Raw genomic sequence first — 19,223 nt, 5'->3', positions numbered from 1 at the left:
GCGCCTCGACACTGAGGGGACCCGACGCTACACCTGCGTCCCTGCAGAGAGGTTCCCTTCGAGATGGATCAAGGCAACACCGCATTCATACTCATCGCGGCCGCATTCGTCCTGCTGATGACGCCAGGACTCGCGTTCTTCTACGGCGGTCTCGTCAAGGCCAAGAGCGTCATCAGCATGATGATGATGAGCTTCGGCGCCCTCGGGCTCATCGGCGTCCTCTGGGTGCTCTTCGGCTACGCCATCGCCTTCCCCGGCGCTGAGGGAACCGTCGCCCCCTGGTCGATCGACTGGAGCGCGATCGGTCTGAGCAGCCTGCTCGAGACGCCCGCCGACGCCGACTTCCCGCCGATGGCCTTCGTGTGCTTCCAGGCGACCTTCGCGATCCTCACCGTCGCGCTCGTCTCGGGCGCCATCGCCGACCGCGCCAAATTCGGTGCGTGGATGCTGTTCGCCGGCGTCTGGGCGACGATCGTCTACTTCCCCGTCGCGAGCTGGGTCTTCAACTTCGGCCTCGCTGATGACGGCTCCTTCGAATACGGCGGCTGGATCACCAAGGGCCTGCAGGATGTCTTCGGCGTCGGGGCGATCGACTTCGCCGGTGGTACCGCGGTGCACATCAACGCCGGTGCTGCGGCTCTCGCCCTCGCCCTGGTCCTCGGCAAGCGCGTCGGCTTCCAGAAGGGCGTCCACGTTCCCCACAACCCGCCGTTCGTGCTCCTCGGCGCCGGTCTGCTGTGGTTCGGCTGGTTCGGCTTCAACGCGGGCTCCGAGCTCGCTGCCGACGGCACCGCCGCGCTCGCCTTCATCAACACGATCGCCGCTCCCGCCGCGGCTCTCCTGGCCTGGCTGCTCGTTGAGAAGATCAAGGACGGCAAGCCCACCTCCGTCGGCGCCGCGTCGGGCGCTGTCGCGGGCCTCGTCGCCATCACCCCGGCGTGCGCCTCGGTGGACCCCATCTGGGCGATCGTGCTCGGCCTCATCGCCGGTGCCGCCTGCGCCCTGGCGATCGAGCTGAAGTACAAGCTCGGCTTCGACGACTCGCTCGACGTCGTGGGCATCCACCTCGTCGGCGGCCTCATCGGAACGCTCTACCTCGGCTTCTTCGCCAACGGCACGGGCCTGTTCATGGGCGGCGACGCCAGCCAGCTGATCGTCCAGGCGATCGCGGCCCTCGCTGTCCTCGTCTACTCCTTCGTGCTGGCCTTCATCATCGGCTTCGCGATCGAGAAGACCATCGGCTTCCGCGTGAAGAACGAGGACGAGATCGCCGGCATCGACACGGTCATGCACGGCGAGGTCGGCTACACCCTCTCGGACGCGAAGGTCTGATCAGACCTCGGCTCTGACCCGGGCGGGGCATCGCGGAGTGATCCGCGGTGTCCCGCCCTGTTTCTCGTTGGCGCTCGGTTGGCAGGCGGCGCCGCTTCGCGAGAGGTGAAGCGGCGCGAGCTGCCAGGTGAAGCGGAGGGGGAGATGGGGTGGCGCGCCTCGCGAGCTGGGTAGGTTTGGGCGCATGGGTGTGCTTTCGCGTGTGTGGGACCTGCTGCGACCGCGTCGGACGGCGGATGGCTCGGGTCGGCCGGCCGCTGCGCGTCCGCGGCCGGGGACCGTCACGCCGGCTCGCCCCAACATGCCGTCCGCGTCGGGCGGAGGGGTCGCGGGCGCGGCATCCGTCGTCGAGGTGGCGCTGCCCGATGCGCGCAGCCTGCGTCTGGCTTACGAGCCGACGCCCGACGGGCAACCCGATCCCGGCGAGATCGTCTGGGCGTGGGTTCCGTATGCGGAGGATGCCGCGCGCGGCAAGGATCGCCCGCTGCTCGTCCTCGCACGCGCCGACAGTGGCCGCAGCTGGGCCATGAAGCTCACGAGCAAGCCGCACGACGGCGAGCGCGACCACATCCCGCTCGGGACGGGGGACTGGGACCGCGAGCGGCGACCATCGTGGCTCGACGTCGACCAGATCTACCTCGTGCCCACGAGCGGCATCCGCCGCACGGCCGGCGCCCTCGACCGCGCGACCTACGGTCGGGTCGCGCAAGCCCTCTCGCAGCGCTACGGCTGGCGCGCCGCGCGCTGACCCGCGCCGGCTCGGCGCCTCGAAAGCGCACCCTCTCGGCGAGGACGTGCCGGGGAGCGTGCGCTCTCGCGGAGACGGTGCGTCCTCGGCGCATGGGGGCCTGCCGTGATCGCCGCACGGGTGGTTTCATGGCGTCATGAGCGAATCGTTCTCGGCGGCCCCGGGGGCGCACCCGGGGGAGCCGCACGCGTCGTCCATGTCGGGGCGGCTGAACTGGTTGCGCGCGGGCGTCCTGGGCGCGAATGACGGCATCGTGTCGACCGCGGCCCTGGTCGTCGGTGTCGCGGGGGCGACGACGGGTGCCGCACCGATCTTCGCCGCCGGCGTCGCGGGCCTCGTGGGCGGCGCGATCTCCATGGCGCTCGGCGAGTACGTCTCGGTCAGCAGTCAGAGCGACAGTCAGCGGGCGATGATCACCAAGGAGCGCCGCGAGCTCGCCGAGGACCCCGAGGCGGAGCTCATAGAGCTGGCGGGGCTCTACGAGCAGCGCGGGCTCTCGCCCGAGACCGCGCGACGGGTGGCGGAGGAACTGACCGAGCACGATGTGGTCGCCGCGCACCTCGAGGCCGAGCTGGGGCTGACCGAGGACGAGGTCGTCAGTCCGTGGTCGGCGGCCGGAGCGAGTGCGCTCGCCTTCACCATCGGCGCGCTGCTGCCGCTCCTCGCGATCCTCCTGCCGCCCGCCGGCATCCGGGTTCCCGTCACTTTCGTCGCGGTCCTCATCGCTCTCGCTCTCACCGGCTACCTGAGCGCGCGTCTCGGCGACAGTCCGCCGCTTCGCCCCGTCATCCGGGTCGTCGTCGGAGGGGCACTCGCGCTGATCGCGACCTTCACGGTGGGCTCGCTCCTCGGCGTCTCCGGTGCCGTCTGACCCGGCTCCCGCGTGCGATGTCGAGCGCGGAGAGAACGCACCGCTGACGCGAGGACGCATGGTGTTCGGTGCGTGCTCGCGGCCTTGGTGCGTCCTCGCCGTCCGCAGAGTGCACGCCCAACGAAAAACGCCCCGGCTGTGAGAGCCGGGGCGGGGTGGTGGGCGATGCGGGACTCGAACCCACGACCTCTTCCGTGTGAAGGAAGCGCGCTAACCAACTGCGCCAATCGCCCATCTGGCCCGTGAGGGCCGAGACACGAGCATACCGGATGCCGCGACGGTTCCCGAACGCGGCGGCGAGACACGCGCGGGGCGACGCCGGTTTTGCACTCGTGCGATCGTCGGCTAATGTTTAACAAGTGCCGGAGCGATCCGGAACGAAATGCGGATGTAGCGCAGTGGTAGCGCATCACCTTGCCAAGGTGAGGGTCGCGAGTTCGAATCTCGTCATCCGCTCGAGTGCGAGGATCTCCCGTCAAGGAGATCCGGCACGTGGGTCAGAACCACACACGGTGGCGTGGCCGAGCGGCTAGGCACCGGCCTGCAAAGCCGTTTACACGGGTTCGAATCCCGTCGCCACCTCGCCTCATAACTGAACAGCCTGTATAGGCGCGATTGGCGCAGCGGTAGCGCGCTTCCCTGACACGGAAGAGGTCACTGGTTCGATCCCAGTATCGCGCACCGAGAAACCCCCGGTTCTGCCGGGGGTTTTGTCGTTCGCGGGTCGGTGACCTGGGTCTCCGCTGCGCCGGAGTTCTCCGCCGGTTAGGCTCGGCGCCATGACTCAGCTCGTGCTCACCGTCGTCGGAGACGACCGGGTCGGACTTGTCCGCACGCTCGCCGACACCGTCGCCGCGCACGGCGGCAACTGGGAGCGCAGCGAACTCGCGGAGCTCGCCGGCGCCTTCGCGGGGATCGTGCTGGTGGAGGTGCCCGCCGATCGCGAGGCCGGCCTCGTCGAGGCGCTCGAGCGTCTGGACGGCTTGCTGCGCATCACGACACACCAGCCGTTGACGCCAGTCGTCGCGAGCGGGCAAGTGCTGCGTTTCACGGTGCTCGGCAACGATCGTCCCGGAATCGTGCGCGAGGTGAGCGACGCGATCGGCGCCCACGCGCTGAGCATCGACGCGCTGACCAGCCGCACCCTCGACGCTCCGATGGCGGGCGGCACGCTGTTCGAGGCGACTCTCGTGGTCCGCCTGCCCGCGGAGTTCGACGCCGCCGACATCGTGGCGGACCTCGAGCGTCTCGCGGGTGAGATCCAGGTCGACCTCACCCTGACGTGAGCCTCGACGCCTCTAGTGGCTACGGCCGGGCGAGGTGAGGCTCAGCGCAGCGCGAGCGGCAGGACCGACAAGCCGACGACGAGCGGTGCCGCAACGAGGCCCCAGAGGATGAAGCGCCGCCAGGGGACGTCGACACCCACCGCGTGCAGCCGCTCGTGCCAGAGCAGCGTCGCGAGCGACGCCCACGGGGTGATGAGCGGTCCCGCATTGACACCGACGAGCAGCGCGCCGAGACGCTCCGGGGTTCCCGCCGCCGACTCGAGCAGCAGGTACGCGGGCAGGTTGTCGACGGTGTTCGCCGCGACGAGGGCGGTGCCCGCCATGCGCCACAGCTCGAACGGCCCGCCGGCCTCTCCGGCGACCAGCGACACCACCGTTGCGGAGCCGAGGGACTCGAGCGCCGCCATGGCGGTGAACAGTCCCGCCGCGAACACGAGCAGCTGCCACGGGACGAGGCGCGCGGAGAGCCCGCGGGGCGATCGCCATGCGAAGAGTCCGATGAGCAGAATCGCGGCGACCGTCGCCGGGATCCACGGCTCCAGCCCGCTGACGAGGGCCGGCATGAGTGCGAGGACGACGACGGATGCCACGACCAGCTGCATCCGGTCGGTGACGCGCGGCACAGGCGCGGGCTCGAAGCGCCCGACGAGCGAGCGCCGGTGGACGGCGAACAGCAGCGCGACCGTCACGAGGATCGCGACGGCTGCAGACGGCCCCATCAGCGCGAGGAACGCCAGGGGGCCGCCCTCGGGCAGCCGGCTGAGGGCCAGCAGGTTGGTCAGGTTCGACACGGGGAGCACGAGCGAAGCGGTGTTCGCGAGCCACACCGTTGTGAAGGCGAAGGGCAGCGGCGGCAGTCCGTTGGCGCGTGCGACGGCGACGACGACCGGGGTGAGCAGCACCGCGGTCGTGTCGAGCGAGAGGAAGGCCGTGGCGAGGACGGCGAGCGCCACGACGAGGAGCCAGAGCACAATGGTCCGGCCCCGGGAGGCGCGGGCGAGCCGGCCGGCCGCGACGTCGAACACGCCGGCCTTCGCCGCCAGCTCCGCCACGATCGTGACGGCGACCACGAAAGCGAGGATCGGGGCGACACGCTCGGCGATCCCGACGAGATCGTCCGGGGGCAGCACGCCGGAGACCACCGCGCCCGCCGCCACGAGCAGCAGTGCGGCTCCGGCGATGGCGAGCTTCACGGCATCCATCATGGGCCCTCGGGGCCCGCTCTGAAGTCGACGACGCTCACGAGTAGGATCGACGCATGGAACGACGCCGGATCGGAGCCCGTGTGCTCACCCGCTTCGTCGCCGCCGGCCGAACGCTCTCGGCCTGAGCGGGCGGGACGCGGCGAGCGTCCGAAGCTGAGTAGCCTTGATCCGAGCCACCCATCTGGAGATGTTCCCTTGACTGACGTCGTTTCCCCGTCGGACGTGTCGTACCCCGCCGACGGCTTCGCCCTCTTCCCCGACCGCTCCGTCGTCGCTCTGCGCGTCAACGGCGATCTGAAGGACCTCGCGACGGTCGTCGCCGAGACGGATGCCGTCGAGCCGGTGACCGTATCGAGCCCCGACGGTCTCGCGATCCTCCGCCACTCGACGGCGCACGTGCTGGCCCAGGCCGTGCAGCGCATCCGGCCGCAGTCGAACCTCGGAATCGGGCCGCCCATCGAGGACGGCTTCTACTACGACTTCGGCGTCGATGAGCCCTTCACTCCGGAGGACCTCAAGTCGATCAAGAAGGAGATGGAGCGCATCGTCCGCGAGAACCAGCGGTTCGTCCGCCGGGTCGTCACCGCTGACGAGGCGCGCGCCGAGCTCGCCGACGAGCCCTTCAAGCTCGAGCTCGTAGACCTCGCCGGCGGCCCCGGGTCGGGCGCTGACGCGGCAGAGGGGGCGTCGGCCGAGATCGGCGCCGGTGAGCTGACGATCTACGACAACGTCACCCGCGACGGGGAGACCGCCTGGAAGGATCTCTGCCGCGGACCGCACGTGCCCGGCACCCGTATGGTCGGCAACGGCTGGGACCTGACCCGGGTGGCGGCCGCCTACTGGCGCGGCAGCGAGAAGAACCCGCAGCTGCAGCGCATCTACGGCACCGCCTGGCCGTCGAAGGACGAACTGCGCGCGTACCAGGAACGCCTCGCCGAGGCGGCCCGCCGCGATCACCGCAAGCTCGGCGTCGAGCTCGACCTGTTCTCGTTCCCCGACGAGATCGGCCCCGGCCTATCGGTGTTCCACCCCAAGGGCGGCATCATCCGCTACGAGATCGAGCGCTACATGCGCGAGCAGCTGCTCGCGAACGACTACGAGGTCGTGAACACGCCGCACATCACCAAGGGCGATCTGTTCATGACGAGCGGCCACCTGCAGTGGTATGCCGACGGCATGTACCCGCCCATGAAGCTCGATGAGACCGTCGACGCCGAGGGCAACGTGACGCGGCAGGGGCAGGAGTACTACCTCAAGCCGATGAACTGCCCGTTCCACAACCTGATCTTCCGCTCGCGCGGACGCAGCTACCGCGAGCTGCCGCTGCGGCTCAGCGAGTTCGGGTCTGTCTACCGCTACGAGAAGAGCGGCACGCTGTCCGGGCTCACCCGCGTGCGCGGCATGACCCAGGACGACACTCACATCTACGTCACCCCCGACCAGGTCGAGGACGAGCTCGTGCGGAGCCTCGAGTTCGTGCTGCAGACTCTGCGCGACTACGGACTCAACGACTTCTACCTCGAGCTGTCGACGAAGGAGGAGGGCAACCCGAAGTTCATCGGCGACGACTCCCTCTGGCAGCAGGCGACCGAGACGCTCCGGCGTGTCGCCGAGGGGTCGGGTCTCGAGCTCGTTCCGGATCCCGGCGGCGCGGCGTTCTACGGCCCGAAGATCTCGGTGCAGGCCCGCGATGCGATCGGCCGCACCTGGCAGATGTCGACCATCCAGCTCGATTTCAACCAGCCCGAGCGTTTCGAACTCGAGTACACCGGCCCTGACGGTGAGAAGCACCGCCCGGTGATGATCCACCGTGCTCTGTTCGGGTCGATCGAACGCTTCTTCGCGATCCTGCTCGAGCACTACGCGGGTGCCTTCCCGGTCTGGCTCGCGCCCGTGCAGGTCGTCGGCATCCCCGTCGCCGACGACTACGCGCCGTACCTGCAGGAGATCGTCTCGCGTCTGCGCAAGGCCGGCGTCCGTGCCGAGCTCGACCGCTCGGATGACCGGATGCAGAAGAAGATCCGCACCCACACCACGCAGAAGGTTCCGCTGCAGCTCATCGCGGGCGAACAGGACCGCGCCGGAGGCACGGTCTCGTTCCGCTTCCGCGACGGATCGCAGACCAACGGCGTCGCCGTGGACGAAGCCGTCGAGCGCATCCTGGCGGCCATCGCGAACCGCACGCTCGTCGACACGGCGGAGCACCTGGACGCTGCGGGACAGCTCGCGTGACCGGCTCGTCGGACACCCCGCGCCCTATTGAGGACGCCGCGCGCCTGGCCGGGGTGCCCGACGAGTTCCAGCGGCTGTGGACACCGCACCGGATGGCGTACATCCAGGCTGGCCCCGAGCCGCTGCGCGACGAGTGCCCGTTCTGCGCGGCGCCCGGCAAGTCGGATGCCGACGGCCTCATCGTCGCGCGGGGGCGCACCGCCTACGTGCTGCTGAACCTCTTCCCGTACAACTCGGGTCACCTGCTGGTGTGCCCGTACCGGCACATCCCGACGTACGACCTCGCGACCGCTGAGGAGGTGGCCGAGATCGGCGCGCTGACGCAGACGGCCATGCGCGTGCTGCGGGAGGTGTCGCGGTGCGACGGTTTCAACCTCGGGATGAATCAGGGCGCGGTCGCGGGCGCCGGCGTCGACGGGCACCTGCACCAGCACGTCGTGCCCCGGTGGGCGACCGACGCGAACTTCTTCCCGATCATCGCGAAGACGAAGGCACTCCCGCAGCTGCTCGGCGAGGTCCGCGAAGCGGTCGCGGGCGCCTGGCCGACCGACTGACCACTCCTTCCTCGTGCTCCACCCCGAGCGCAAGCCCCGCCGCGGGGCGCCGCGGGGACGATAACCTGAGCGCTCACTGAGGAGGCACCATGTCGATCACCGCCCGTCCCCGTACCGCGACCCTCGCCGCACTGGCCGTCCTGGGCGTGGTCGCCCTGGCGGGGTGCACGCCCGCGAGTGATGCGGGCTCTTCGGAGGGGACTCCGACTCCGGCTCCGACGGCGTCCGCGCAGGAGGAGAGCTCGGCTGCGACCCCCGACGCGGGCGACGCTCTCGCCGAGCGCGACGCCTTCATCGCGGAGCAGCAGCAGCCGGTGGGACAGCCCACGCTCGCCGCGAAGACGCCCGCGCAGCAGGAGCTCGTCGCCCAACAGCGCGCGCACCTCGAGGCGAACGGCGGACAGTGGTCCGAGCAGGCCGAGACCGTGACGCTCGCCCTTGCCCTGGACGCGTGCGAGACCTCCATCCTCAACGGGCACCAGGTCGACCAGAACGTGTTCCAGATGCACGTCACGTCGTCGCCGCTCATCCAGAGCCTCGCCGTCGACGACGCGTCGCGCGAGGGCGCCGTGAGCATCATGGTCTTCGGCACGCGGTTCCTCTGCCCGGACGACGCTCCGCAGTGGGAGCAGGCGTGGACGGAGTCCGGCGGACAGTAGTGACGCCGGTCAGCGCACCTGCTCGACCGTGAACTGCATCCGCGGGTGCGCGTAGGCCTCCTGGCTCTCGACGAGCTGGAGTTCGCGCTCGCCCGACTCGTGCGTACGCGTGAGCAGGTCGAACACGCTCGAGGTCGTGCGCGCCAGCGCCTCGGCCGCGGAGCCGGTGCTGCGGTAGTGAGCGGTGAACAGGGCCGCCGTCACGTCGCCGGATCCGTTCGCCTTCATGGGAATGTGGGGCGTGCGGACGATCCAAGCCCCGGCGTCGTCCGCGGCGAGCATCTCGATCGTGCCTTCGGGTCGGTCGGGGCGCTCGACGCTCGTCACGAGCACGGTGCGCGGACCCATCGCGCGGGCGGCGTCGACGGAGGCGAGAGTCGAGTCGAGATCGGTCGGCTCGGTCTCGGTCAGGAAGCCGAGCTCGAACTGGTTCGGCGTGATGATGTCTGCGGCCGGCACGACGCGCTCGCGCAGCAGGATCGGGATCGCCGGCGCCACGAAGCACCCGGACTTCGCGTTGCCCATGACGGGGTCGCACGCGTAGACGGCATCCGGGTTCGCGGCCTTGACGCGCGCGACGGTGTCGAGGATGACGTCGGCGATGCCCTCGCCACCCTGGTAGCCCGACAGGACGACATCGATCTGGGGGAAGGCGCCGCGATCCTCGACGCCCGCGATGACGGCGCGGACGTCGTCCGGGCTGATCATCGGGCCACCCCAGGCGCCGTACCCGGTGTGGTTGGAGAAGTTCACCGTGTAGACCGGCATGACCTCCACGCCGATGCGCTGCAGCGGGAACACCGCGGCGGAGTTGCCGACGTGTCCGTATGCGACGGCCGACTGGATCGAGAGCACCTTCATGGGGTCATGCCTTTCGAGAGGGGAGGGCGGATGCGACGAGGTCGCGCGTGAGCAGTGCGGCGTCGGCGTCGTTCAGGTCGTGCACGGTCAGCCGCAGGTGGCGCGAGGGTGCATCGTCGGCCAGCCGGAATTCGTCGCCGGTGCGCGCGAGCCAGCCCCGGCGCATCAGGGCGTCGGCGACGGAGCGGGCGGTGCCGGGTACCTCGACCCAGAGACTGAGTCCGTCACCGGGTGCGCAGGGGAGGCCCGCGCGCGTCAGCTCGGCTGCGAAGGCGCTGTTGCGGTCGGCGTAGTGAGCCCGAGCGGTGGCGATCGTGCCGGCGGCGGTGTCGTCCGAGACGAGAGCGTGTGTAAGGCGCTGCAGCAGGTGGCTGACCCATGTGGTGCCCGAGCCGAGGCGCAGGGCCAGGCGTTCCGCGGTCGTGGGGTCGGATGCCGTGACCGCGAGGCACATGTCCGGTCCGAGGAACTTCGACACCGAGCGCACCCGTGCCCAGCGTTCGTGCTGGTCGCCGATGACCGAGCGGTACGGCTGGGTCGACAGGAGGGAGAAGTGGTCGTCCTCGATGACGAGGACGAACGGATGATCGGCCAGTACCGCGCGCAGGGCTGCCGCGCGCTCGGCCGACAGGCTCGCACCGGTGGGATTCTGCGCTCGCGGGGTGATGACGACGGCGCGGGCGCCCGCATCCAGGGCTGCTCGCAGTCCATCGACCGTCATGCCCTCGTTGTCGACGGGCACCGGGATCGCGCGGTAGCCGGCGAGGCGCACCGTGTGGATGCTCGCGAGGAAGCACGGGTCTTCGAGGGCAACCGCGTCGTCGCGGGTGAGAGCCTGCGCCAGGAGGCGCTCGACGGCGTCGACGGCGCCACCGGTGACGGTGAGGTGGATGTCGGCATCCGCTGCCGTGTCAGCGGCGAACCAGTTCCTGGCCCAGGCTGCGAGACCGGCGTCGATGACCGGCTCGCCGTACAGGACGGGGCGTCCGGCGACTCGGCCGAGCACGCCGCGCGGATCGGGGATGAGAGCAGGATCCGGATTTCCGGACCCGACGTCGCGCAGCACCGTGTCGGCGGCCACGCCCTCGGCGGCGACGGGGGAGACCTCGGCGATTCGCGTTCCGCCGCGGCCGCGGGCCACGACGACGCCGGCCTGCGCGAGGAGCCGGTAGGCGGCGACCACGGTGTTCCGGTTGACGCCGAGCTGCTCCGCCAGGGCGCGCACCGGTGGCAGCGCGTCGTCCGCGCGCAGGGCGCCTCGCTCGAGCAGCATCCGGACGCTGTCGGCGATCTCACCCGCCGTGTGTCCGGTGATCGTGTCACGGGAAGTCATCGGGACGATCTTATGTCGGATGCCATGCTACTTTTTGGCCTAGGCCGAACTGCATCCCGAGAAGACGGCCGGATCGGAGCCCCATCGTGTCGAACGACCAGACCGTCACCGGATCATCGCGCGTCAAGCGCGGCCTCGCAGAGATGCTGAAGGGCGGCGTCATCATGGACGTCGTCACCGCCGATCAGGCACGGGTCGCGGAGGATGCCGGCGCCGTGGCCGTCATGGCGCTCGAGCGCGTCCCCGCCGACATCCGCGCCCAGGGCGGGGTGGCGCGCATGAGCGACCCCGACCTGATCGACGAGATCATCGCGTCGGTGTCGATCCCCGTGATGGCGAAGGCGCGCATCGGGCACTTCGTCGAAGCGCGCGTGCTCCAGGAGCTCGGTGTGGACTACATCGACGAGTCCGAAGTGCTGTCGCCGGCCGACTACACGCACCACATCGACAAGTGGGGCTTCACCGTCCCGTTCGTGTGCGGTGCCACAAACCTCGGCGAGGCTCTGCGTCGCATCACGGAGGGGGCCGCGATGATCCGCTCCAAGGGCGAGGCCGGCACGGGCGACGTCTCGGAGGCGACGCGCCACATCCGCACGATCACCGCCGAGATCCGTGCTCTGCAGGCGAAGAGCCCCGACGAGCTGTACGTCGCGGCGAAGGAGCTCCAGGCGCCGTACGACCTCGTCGCCGAGGTCGCAGCCACCGGCACCCTGCCGGTCGTGCTCTTCACCGCGGGCGGTGTCGCCACCCCTGCCGACGCCGCGATGATGATGCAGCTCGGCGCGGACGGCGTCTTCGTGGGTTCCGGCATCTTCAAATCGGGCGACCCCGCTCGCCGTGCCGCGGCCATCGTGAAGGCGACCACCTTCCACGATGACGCCGCCGTCGTCGCCGAGGCCTCGCGCGGACTCGGCGAGGCGATGGTCGGCATCAACGTCTCCGATCTGCCTGCCCCGCACCGTCTCGCCGACCGCGGCTGGTGAGTCGGTGGACGAAGGGATGCCGCCGCACGTCGGAGTCCTCGCCCTGCAGGGAGACGTCCGCGAACACCTGCGCGTGCTCACGGAGCTCGGCGCGACGGCATCCCTCGTCCGTCGTCCCGGCGACCTGGCGGCGGTACACGGTCTCGTCCTGCCGGGCGGTGAGTCGAGCGTCATCGACAAGCTGGCACGCGCGTTCGGGATGCAGCAGCCCATCCGCGACGCGATCGCCGCGGGCCTCCCCGTCTACGGCACCTGCGCCGGGCTCATCCTGCTCGCCGACCGCCTCGACGGGGCCATCGCGGGTCAGGAGACCTTCGGCGGGCTCGACGTGACCGTGCGGCGGAACGCCTTCGGCGGTCAGACCGAATCGTTCGAGACGGCGCTCGCCGTCGCGGGCTGGGACCCACCCGTCCACGCGGCGTTCATCCGAGCGCCCCTCGTCACCGAGCTCGGGCCGCAGGTGCGGTCGCTCGCGACCCTGCCGGATGGCGGGGTGGTCGCGGTCGAGCAGGGTCGTCTGCTCGCGACGGCCTTCCACCCGGAGGTCTCGGGCGAGCGCCGCTTCCACGAGAGGTTCCTCGTGCACGTCCGCGAGGCGAGCGCATCCGCCCGGTAAGATCGAGCGCATGTCCGGTCACTCCAAATGGGCCACGACCAAGCACAAGAAAGCCGTCGTCGACGCGCGCCGTGCCAAGTCGTGGGCCAAGCTCATCAAGAACATCGAGGTCGCTGCCAAGCTCGGCGGCCCCGATCTGCAGGGCAACCCCACGCTCTTCGACGCCGTCCTGAAGGCCAAGAAGACCTCGGTCCCGAAAGACAACATCGACCGCGCGATCAAGCGCGGCGCCGGTATCGGCGGCGAGGCCGTCGAGTACTCCTCGATCATGTACGAGGGCTACGGACCGAACGGCGTCGCGTTCCTCATCGAGTGTCTGACCGACAACAAGAACCGCGCCGCGGCCGAAGTCCGCACCGCTCTCAGCCGTAACGGCGGAACGCTGGCCGACCCGGGCAGCGTCGCTTACAACTTCAGCCGCAAAGGCGTCATCGTCGTCCCGTCCGAGGGCACGACCGAAGACGACGTCATGCTCGCGGTCCTCGAAGCGGGGGCGGAAGAGGTCGAGCCGCACGGCGACGGCTTCGGCGTCATCACCGAGGCCTCCGACCTCGTGTCGGTGCGCAGCGCCCTGCAGGACGCCGGCATCGAGTACGACTCCGCCGACGTCGAGTTCGTCCCCTCGCTCAAGGTGGAGGTCGACGCCGACACCGCCCGCAAGGTGTTCCGTCTCATCGACGCCCTCGAGGACAGCGACGACGTGCAGAACGTCTACACGAACTTCGACCTCACCCCCGAGGTGCAGGCCGAGCTCGAGAGCGACGACGAGTAACAGTCCGAGCATCGCTCGCAGTTCCCGGCATCCCGCGCAGCCCATTTCGCGTCGGATGCCGGGAACTGCGCGTTTCGCGGGTTGTCGCCGCTCCGCTCGGCTGCGGCAGACGTAGCGTGGGGGAGTGACCTCTCTGCGCGTGCTCGGTGTCGATCCCGGGCTCACCCGATGCGGAGTCGGCGTCGTCGACGTCGCCCGCGATCGATCCGCCGCCCTCGTGCATGTCGGGGTTGTCCGATCCGACGTCGAGCTGCCGATCGAGCGGCGGCTCGCGACGATCGCAGCGGGCCTGCGCGCGGTCATCGCAGAGCACCAGCCTCACGTCGTCGCCGTCGAGCGGGTCTTCGCTCAGCACAACCGGAGCACCGTCATGGGGACGGCGCAGGCGAGCGGCATCGCGCTGCTCGTCGCCGCGGAGAGCGGCCTCGATGCCGCGACCCACACGCCCTCCGAGGTCAAGGCGGCGATCACCGGCTACGGCTCGGCGGAGAAGCTGCAGGTGCAGACGATGGTCGCCCGCGTGCTGCGCCTGGACTCGCTGCCCCAGCCCGCGGATGCCGCTGATGCGCTGGCCCTCGCGATCTGCCATGCGTGGCGACGCGGTGTCGGCGGCCCGGCGTCGTCGTCCGGCACAGCGGCGCTCACTCCGGCGCAGCGGGCGTGGGCGGACGCCGAGCGCCTGGCCCGGCGCTGACGCTCCCACCCGGTGGTGAGCGACGCGTGTCGCTCGAACATACCTGCGAAGCGGCGCCTAGGCTCGGATCATGATCTCCTCCCTGCGCGGCAGCGTGCTGCACCTCGAGTCCGACAGCGTCGTCATCGACGTCGGCGGGGTCGGGTTCTCGGTCGCCGTGACCCCCGACATCCCGCGCTCGTTCCACGTCGGCGATGAGATCGTGCTGCACACGAACCTCGTCGTCCGCGAAGACGCGCTCTCGCTGTTCGGTTTCGAGACGCGCGAGCAGCTCGGAGTCTTCCTGCTGCTCATCGGCGTGACCGGTGTCGGACCGAAGTCGGCTCTCGGCGTGCTGTCGGCACTGAGCGTCGCCCAGATCGCCGAGGCGGTCACCGCCGAAGACGACGCCCCGTTCCGACGGGTGTCGGGCATCGGGCCCAAGACCGCGAAGCTCATCGTGGTACAGCTGGCGGGCAAGCTGCAGGCGGTGCCGTCTGCTCAGCCGGCGTCCGCTCCCTCGGGGGGAGGGACGCTCGTGGGTCAGGTCGTCGCAGCGCTCGTGGCTCTGGGGTGGAGCGAACGCGTGGCCGCGGATGCCGTCGCGCAGGTCACGGCGGATGCTGCGGCCCCCGCGACCGTGCCCGCTCTGCTGAAGCTCGCGCTCGCGCAGCTCGGGCCGGCGCGACCGGAGCAGACCGGTGTCTGACGCGCACGAGCTCGCCGCCGACGAGACCGAACTGGCCGTCGAGGGGGCACTACGGCCGACCTCGCTCGCGGAGTTCGTCGGACAGCAGAAGGTGCGCGGGCAGCTCGAGCTGCTTCTGCAGGCGGCCGCGATGCAGGACCGTCCAGCCGACCACATCCTGCTGTCGGGACCTCCCGGTCTCGGGAAGACGACGCTCGCGATGATCGTCGCCCACGAGAGCGGCCGGCCGCTGCGGATGTCGAGCGGCCCGGCGATCCAGCACGCGGGCGATCTCGCGGCGCTGCTGTCGAGCCTCGTGCCCGGCGAGGTGCTCTTCATCGACGAGATCCACCGTATGGCGCGCTCGGCGGAGGAGATGCTGTACCTCGCGATGGAGGACTTCCGCATCGACATCATGGTCGGCAAGGGTGCCGGTGCCACCAGCATCCCTCTCGAGCTGGCCCCGTTCACCCTCGTCGGCGCAACGACCCGGTCGGGCCTCCTGCCCAACCCGCTTCGCGACCGGTTCGGGTTCACCGCGCACATGGAGTACTACGAGCCGGAGGAGCTCGAACGCGTGATCCAGCGGTCCGCGAGCGTCCTCGCCGTCGACGTCCCGGCCGTCGCACGGGCTGAGATCGCGCGCCGCTCCCGCGGCACACCGCGCATCGCGAACCGCCTGCTGCGCCGCGTCCGAGACTTCGTCGTGGTGCACGGTGACACGGCGGCGGGTGCGACGGAGGCGGATGTCGCGGCCGCGCTCGAGCTGTACGACGTCGACGCTATCGGCCTCGATCGGCTCGACCGTGCCGTGCTCGACGCACTCGTGCGCCGATTCGGCGGTGGGCCCGTCGGGCTCAACACCCTCGCGGTCACGGTCGGGGAGGAAGCGGAGACGATCGAGTCGGTCGTCGAGCCGTACCTCGTCCGCATCGGGTTCGTGGGCCGGTCGCCGCGCGGCCGCGTCGCGATGCCCTCGGCCTACCGCCACCTGGGCGTTCCCCGCGCCGACGGGGCGCTCGAGATCGATGACCTATAATCGCTGAAGGCTTCTCGCCGACGAATCCCGAGGGTGCGCATTCTTCGCGTGCCTACCCGTGAAAGGTGCTCCCACCTCCATGCTCTTCTTCGCCACCACTCCGGCCGACGCCCCTCCCGCGAACCCGGCGGTGCAGTTCTTCGCCGAGTACGGTCTGCTGATCATCCTCGCGCTGCTCATCGTCTTCATGTTCTGGAGCCAGCGCCGTCGCGCGCAGCGGATGAAGGCGGAGCAGGCGGAGAAGTCCCGCCAGCTGCTTCCCGGAGCGAAGGTGCTGCTGCAGGGCGGCTTCTACGGCACGATCGTCGAGTACGACGGCGAGGACCTCTCGAAGTCGGCTCGTGTCGAGCTCGCGCCCGGCGTCGAGGTCGAGGTGCACAGCCAGGCGATCCTGCGGGTGGTCGACCCCGCAGAGGGAACGCTCACCGAGGACGAGTACATCGAGGCCGAAGAGCACCACGACGAGTACGTCGCCGATGTCGAGCAGGGTCTGATCACCTCGGTCAGCGACGACGCCGCGCGTGATCGCGCCGACGCCGCCTCCGAGGGCGCGGTCGACCGCGACGACAAGCCCCGCGCCTGATCCGCCGCTGACCCGGCGCTCGCTCGACGAAAGCTGACCTCCCCGTGGCGACTTCCACACCTGTGCGCCGTGCCTGGCGCGCGCTGACCGGACTCGTGGTCCTGACGGCGCTCCTGTTCGGTATCAACGCGCTCGGCGTCTATGTGTTCAAGGCGAGTTCGTGGGCTCCGGAGCTCGCACTCGACCTCCAGGGCGGGACGCAGATCATCCTCGAGGCGCAGTCCGACGGGGCGGCGCCCTCGAGCGAGCAGATGCAGCAGGCGGCGTCCATCATCCGACAGCGCGTCGACGCATCCGGCCTGGTCGAGGCCGACATCGCCACGCAGGCCGGCAACCAGATCGTCGTTCAGCTTCCGGGCGAGGTCGATGACGAGACCCGTGAGCGTATCGACGCCTCGGCCCAGCTGCAGTTGCGCGCGGTGCTCTACACCGGCTCACCCGCCACCAGCTTCGTCGGCGACGACGGCAACGAGACGCCGTACCCCACTCCCGATCCCGACCTCCCGGCGACCCCGTCGACGACGCCGTCCAATGGCAGCGACCCGGCGTGGATCACCGAGGCGCTGCAGGCTCAGTTCCTCGCCTACGACTGCGCGAATCCGGCGAACGACCCCGCGGACGCACCGGCCGATCAGCCGCTCGTCACCTGCGACCGCACCGGGACCGCGAAGTACATCCTCGGCCCGGTCGAGCTCGACGGCTCGTCCATCGACAACGCCACGAACGGTCTCGAGCAGAGCACCGGTCGCTGGGCCGTGAACATCACGTTCGATCAGCAGGGCACCGAGACGTTCGGCAAGATCAGCCAGCGACTCTACGGGCAGCAGTCGCCGCTCAACCAGTTCGCCTTCGTGCTCGACGGCGCTGTGCTGTCGGCGCCCTCCATGGATGCCGTCATCCTCACCGGCAAGCCGTCCATCACGGGCACGTTCGACCAGGACAGCTCGAAGGTGCTCGCCGACCAGCTGAAGTTCGGTGCTCTGCCGCTGAGCTTCGAGGTGCAGAGCACCAACACGATCTCCGCGACGCTCGGCTCCCAGCAGCTGCAGATCGGTCTCATCGCCGGCCTCATCGGCCTCGCGCTCGTCGCGGTGTACTCGCTCGTCGTATACCGGGCGCTCGGAACCGTCATCATCGCGTCACTGGTGGTCATGGCCGTGCTCACCTACGCGGCGCTCACGATCCTCGCCTGGCGCATGGGCTTCCGGCTCTCGCTGGCCGGTGTCGCGGGCCTCATCGTGACCATCGGGTTCACCGCAGACTCCTTCATCGTCTACTTCGAACGCATCAGAGACGAGCTGCGCGACGGCAAGTCGATCACGAGCGCGGTCGAGGACGGCTGGTCCCGCGCCAAGCGGACCATCTTCATCTCGAAGTCGATCAACATCCTCGCCGCGGTCGTGCTGTACATCCTGGCCGACTCGACGGTGAAGGGCTTCGCGTTCACCCTCGGGCTCACGACCGCGATCGACATCCTGATCTTCATCCTCTTCACGCATCCCGTGCTGCAGCTGCTCGTGCGCACGCGGTTCTTCGGGTCGGGGCACAAGCTGTCGGGTCTCGACCCGGACGCTCTGGGCGCCGTGTACCGCGGACGGGCGCAGTTCCGCGAGCCGGTCGCCGCGGCGGCGAAGACCTCTGCAGGACGCCGCGCAGCGAAGTCGCGTGGTGAGGCCGAACGGCGACAGACGATCGCGGAGCGCAAGCGTGCTGAACAGGCCGCAGGCGACCAGCGCGATGCGACGGGGGACAAGCACTGATGCGTTTCTTCAATCGGTTCGGCAACGACCTCTACACGGGGAAGCTCTCGTTCCCCTTCGTCGCCCGTCGCACGCTGTGGTTCATCATCGCCGCCGCCCTCGTGCTGGGCTCGGTGCTCGTCCTCGTGGTCAAGCCGCCGCAGTTCTCGATCGAGTTCACGGGCGGATCGCAGTTCACCGTCACGAACGTGTCGAACACCGATCAGCTGCTCGCGACCGACGCGGTGCAGGAGGTCGTGCCCGGCGCGACGACGAAGGTGACGACGATCGGCGAGGACGCTGTGCGCGTGCAGACCGACCAGATGTCCGACGCCGAGACCCGCGACGTCACGGCGCGACTGGCCGAGGCGTACGACGTCCCGGCCGCCGAGGTGAGCTCATCGTTCATCGGGCCGAGCTGGGGCCAGGACGTCACCCGACAGTCGCTGTGGGGCCTGGCGATCTTCCTCGCGCTGACGTTCCTGATCCTGGCGCTGTACTTCCGCACCTGGAAGATGTCCGTCGCCGCCATCATCGGCCTGGTCGACGTGCTCGTCGTGACCGTGGGCGTCTACTCGCTTTTCGGGTTCGAGATCTCTCCCGCGGCGGTCATCGGCTTCCTCACGATCTTGTCCTACTCGCTGTACGACACCACGGTCGTGTTCGATAAGGTCCGCGAAAACACATTCGAAGACGGCGAGAAGTCGGGGCGGACGTTCGGCGAGTCGGTCAACCTTGCGGCCAACCAGACGCTCGTGCGCTCGATCAACACGACGATCGTTGCGGCCCTTCCGACCGGTGCGATCCTCTTCATCGGTGCGCTCTGGCTGGGTGCTCAGACTCTCACCGACATCTCGCTGTCGATCTTCGTCGGAACGCTCGTCGCCGCCTACTCGACGCTCTTCGTCGCGGTGCCGCTGTTCGCCCTGCTGCGCGAGAACGAGCCCGCCATCAAGGCGAACGACACCCGGGTTCTCGAGTCGCGCGAGCGTGCTTCGGTCGAGGCCTGAGCGCCGCGAGGGCGCGTAGAATCGATGTCTGCATGGCGG

19 protein-coding genes and 4 tRNA genes are annotated in these 19,223 nt (G+C 69.7%); 19 read left to right on the top strand and 4 right to left on the bottom strand.

From position 1 onward, the window contains the following. Positions 1–63: 63 nt before the first annotated feature. From ACLBWJ_RS02970 to ACLBWJ_RS02960, 3 genes are all read left to right on the top strand, one after another. Positions 64–1,332 carry an ammonium transporter gene (locus tag ACLBWJ_RS02970; RefSeq protein ID WP_112614198.1) on the top strand — a complete coding sequence of 423 codons (1,269 nt, stop codon included), beginning with the start codon at positions 64–66 and terminating at the stop codon, positions 1,330–1,332. Between the two features lie 184 nt (positions 1,333–1,516). Continuing rightward, complete coding sequence (locus ACLBWJ_RS02965) at positions 1,517–2,080, top strand: type II toxin-antitoxin system PemK/MazF family toxin (protein ID WP_447659717.1); 564 nt, start codon at positions 1,517–1,519, stop codon at positions 2,078–2,080. A 136-nt stretch (positions 2,081–2,216) separates the two neighbouring features. Continuing rightward, a complete protein-coding gene (locus tag ACLBWJ_RS02960; RefSeq protein ID WP_274177701.1) occupies positions 2,217–2,951 on the top strand; it encodes a VIT1/CCC1 transporter family protein in 735 nt (244 codons plus the stop codon). A 156-nt stretch (positions 2,952–3,107) separates the two neighbouring features. Here the strand turns inward: ACLBWJ_RS02960 and ACLBWJ_RS02955 are convergent. After that, positions 3,108–3,184, bottom strand: a tRNA-Val gene (locus tag ACLBWJ_RS02955). A gap of 151 nt (positions 3,185–3,335) precedes the next feature. On the opposite strand from ACLBWJ_RS02955, the gene ACLBWJ_RS02950 reads away from it, so the two are divergent. From ACLBWJ_RS02950 to ACLBWJ_RS02935, 4 genes are all read left to right on the top strand, one after another. Then, positions 3,336–3,407 (top strand) — tRNA-Gly (locus ACLBWJ_RS02950). Positions 3,408–3,462: 55 nt separating this feature from the next. Then, a tRNA-Cys gene (locus ACLBWJ_RS02945) sits at positions 3,463–3,533 on the top strand. Positions 3,534–3,560: 27 nt separating this feature from the next. Next, positions 3,561–3,632: transfer RNA gene (locus tag ACLBWJ_RS02940), tRNA-Val, on the top strand. Between the two features lie 98 nt (positions 3,633–3,730). Beyond that, positions 3,731–4,237: a glycine cleavage system protein R gene (locus ACLBWJ_RS02935; protein ID WP_282502423.1), complete on the top strand. Its 507-nt coding sequence runs from the start codon at positions 3,731–3,733 to the stop codon at positions 4,235–4,237. 41 nt (positions 4,238–4,278) lie between these two features. Here the strand turns inward: ACLBWJ_RS02935 and ACLBWJ_RS02930 are convergent, their stop codons facing one another. Next, positions 4,279–5,439 (bottom strand): SLC13 family permease, encoded by a 1,161-nt coding sequence (locus tag ACLBWJ_RS02930; protein WP_282502566.1) that lies wholly within the window; start codon positions 5,437–5,439, stop codon positions 4,279–4,281. 198 nt (positions 5,440–5,637) lie between these two features. Here ACLBWJ_RS02930 and thrS point away from each other — a divergent pair, with 198 nt between their 5' ends. From thrS to ACLBWJ_RS02915, 3 genes are all read left to right on the top strand, one after another. Further along, a complete protein-coding gene (gene thrS, locus ACLBWJ_RS02925; RefSeq protein WP_274177704.1) occupies positions 5,638–7,674 on the top strand; it encodes a threonine--tRNA ligase in 2,037 nt (678 codons plus the stop codon). Further along, a complete protein-coding gene (locus ACLBWJ_RS02920) occupies positions 7,671–8,228 on the top strand; it encodes an HIT family protein (RefSeq protein WP_274177705.1) in 558 nt (185 codons plus the stop codon). The genes thrS and ACLBWJ_RS02920 overlap by 4 nt, the downstream gene beginning before the upstream one ends. A gap of 89 nt (positions 8,229–8,317) precedes the next feature. Next, positions 8,318–8,887: a hypothetical protein gene (locus ACLBWJ_RS02915; protein WP_274177706.1), complete on the top strand. Its 570-nt coding sequence runs from the start codon at positions 8,318–8,320 to the stop codon at positions 8,885–8,887. 9 nt (positions 8,888–8,896) lie between these two features. On the opposite strand, the gene pdxY is transcribed toward ACLBWJ_RS02915, so the two are convergent. Both pdxY and ACLBWJ_RS02905 read right to left on the bottom strand, forming a co-directional pair. Further along, positions 8,897–9,748, bottom strand: coding sequence for a pyridoxal kinase PdxY (pdxY, locus tag ACLBWJ_RS02910; protein WP_269266518.1), 852 nt, complete (start codon positions 9,746–9,748; stop codon positions 8,897–8,899). A gap of 4 nt (positions 9,749–9,752) precedes the next feature. Then, complete coding sequence (locus ACLBWJ_RS02905; protein ID WP_323987559.1) at positions 9,753–11,081, bottom strand: aminotransferase class I/II-fold pyridoxal phosphate-dependent enzyme; 1,329 nt, start codon at positions 11,079–11,081, stop codon at positions 9,753–9,755. 86 nt (positions 11,082–11,167) lie between these two features. Between ACLBWJ_RS02905 and pdxS the strand changes: the two genes are divergently transcribed. From pdxS to secF, 9 genes are all read left to right on the top strand, one after another. Continuing rightward, entirely contained in the window at positions 11,168–12,064 is an 897-nt protein-coding gene (gene pdxS / locus ACLBWJ_RS02900) for a pyridoxal 5'-phosphate synthase lyase subunit PdxS (RefSeq protein WP_404568052.1), read from the top strand. Positions 12,065–12,080: 16 nt separating this feature from the next. Next, complete coding sequence (pdxT, locus tag ACLBWJ_RS02895) at positions 12,081–12,680, top strand: pyridoxal 5'-phosphate synthase glutaminase subunit PdxT (protein WP_274177708.1); 600 nt, start codon at positions 12,081–12,083, stop codon at positions 12,678–12,680. 10 nt (positions 12,681–12,690) lie between these two features. Continuing rightward, positions 12,691–13,452 carry a YebC/PmpR family DNA-binding transcriptional regulator gene (locus ACLBWJ_RS02890; RefSeq protein ID WP_112614218.1) on the top strand — a complete coding sequence of 254 codons (762 nt, stop codon included), beginning with the start codon at positions 12,691–12,693 and terminating at the stop codon, positions 13,450–13,452. A gap of 124 nt (positions 13,453–13,576) precedes the next feature. Continuing rightward, the gene (gene ruvC, locus ACLBWJ_RS02885) at positions 13,577–14,146 is read left to right on the top strand and encodes a crossover junction endodeoxyribonuclease RuvC (RefSeq protein WP_258524533.1); all 570 of its coding nucleotides are present in this window, start codon (positions 13,577–13,579) and stop codon (positions 14,144–14,146) included. Positions 14,147–14,216: 70 nt separating this feature from the next. After that, positions 14,217–14,834, top strand: a complete 618-nt coding sequence (ruvA, locus tag ACLBWJ_RS02880; protein ID WP_112614222.1) for a Holliday junction branch migration protein RuvA — start codon at positions 14,217–14,219, stop codon at positions 14,832–14,834. Next, the gene (gene ruvB, locus ACLBWJ_RS02875) at positions 14,827–15,852 is read left to right on the top strand and encodes a Holliday junction branch migration DNA helicase RuvB (protein WP_112614224.1); all 1,026 of its coding nucleotides are present in this window, start codon (positions 14,827–14,829) and stop codon (positions 15,850–15,852) included. Before ruvA ends, ruvB begins: the two co-directional genes overlap by 8 nt. A gap of 79 nt (positions 15,853–15,931) precedes the next feature. Further along, complete coding sequence (locus tag ACLBWJ_RS02870; RefSeq protein WP_274177711.1) at positions 15,932–16,435, top strand: preprotein translocase subunit YajC; 504 nt, start codon at positions 15,932–15,934, stop codon at positions 16,433–16,435. A 44-nt stretch (positions 16,436–16,479) separates the two neighbouring features. Continuing rightward, positions 16,480–18,195, top strand: a complete 1,716-nt coding sequence (gene secD, locus ACLBWJ_RS02865; RefSeq protein ID WP_323987561.1) for a protein translocase subunit SecD — start codon at positions 16,480–16,482, stop codon at positions 18,193–18,195. Then, a complete protein-coding gene (gene secF / locus ACLBWJ_RS02860) occupies positions 18,195–19,184 on the top strand; it encodes a protein translocase subunit SecF (RefSeq protein WP_112614262.1) in 990 nt (329 codons plus the stop codon). The genes secD and secF overlap by 1 nt, the downstream gene beginning before the upstream one ends. Positions 19,185–19,223: the final 39 nt, after the last annotated feature.

The sequence above is a fragment of the Microbacterium sp. M4A5_1d genome, assembly GCF_053345465.1.
This window is presented reverse-complemented; position numbering and strand designations above follow the sequence as displayed.

What these genes read in the sequence shown, in the direction of transcription:
- ACLBWJ_RS02970 (WP_112614198.1), top strand. Translation starts at nt 64, where the DNA reads ATGGATCAAGGCAACACCGCATTCATACTCATCGCGGCCGCATTCGTC.
- ACLBWJ_RS02965 (WP_447659717.1), top strand. Translation starts at nt 1,517, where the DNA reads ATGGGTGTGCTTTCGCGTGTGTGGGACCTGCTGCGACCGCGTCGGACG.
- ACLBWJ_RS02960 (WP_274177701.1), top strand. Translation starts at nt 2,217, where the DNA reads ATGAGCGAATCGTTCTCGGCGGCCCCGGGGGCGCACCCGGGGGAGCCG.
- ACLBWJ_RS02935 (WP_282502423.1), top strand. Translation starts at nt 3,731, where the DNA reads ATGACTCAGCTCGTGCTCACCGTCGTCGGAGACGACCGGGTCGGACTT.
- ACLBWJ_RS02930 (WP_282502566.1), bottom strand. Translation starts at nt 5,439, where the DNA reads ATGGATGCCGTGAAGCTCGCCATCGCCGGAGCCGCACTGCTGCTCGTG.
- ACLBWJ_RS02915 (WP_274177706.1), top strand. Translation starts at nt 8,318, where the DNA reads ATGTCGATCACCGCCCGTCCCCGTACCGCGACCCTCGCCGCACTGGCC.
- pdxY (WP_269266518.1), bottom strand. Translation starts at nt 9,748, where the DNA reads ATGAAGGTGCTCTCGATCCAGTCGGCCGTCGCATACGGACACGTCGGC.
- ACLBWJ_RS02905 (WP_323987559.1), bottom strand. Translation starts at nt 11,081, where the DNA reads ATGACTTCCCGTGACACGATCACCGGACACACGGCGGGTGAGATCGCC.
- pdxT (WP_274177708.1), top strand. Translation starts at nt 12,081, where the DNA reads ATGCCGCCGCACGTCGGAGTCCTCGCCCTGCAGGGAGACGTCCGCGAA.
- ACLBWJ_RS02890 (WP_112614218.1), top strand. Translation starts at nt 12,691, where the DNA reads ATGTCCGGTCACTCCAAATGGGCCACGACCAAGCACAAGAAAGCCGTC.
- ruvA (WP_112614222.1), top strand. Translation starts at nt 14,217, where the DNA reads ATGATCTCCTCCCTGCGCGGCAGCGTGCTGCACCTCGAGTCCGACAGC.
- ACLBWJ_RS02870 (WP_274177711.1), top strand. Translation starts at nt 15,932, where the DNA reads ATGCTCTTCTTCGCCACCACTCCGGCCGACGCCCCTCCCGCGAACCCG.
- secF (WP_112614262.1), top strand. Translation starts at nt 18,195, where the DNA reads ATGCGTTTCTTCAATCGGTTCGGCAACGACCTCTACACGGGGAAGCTC.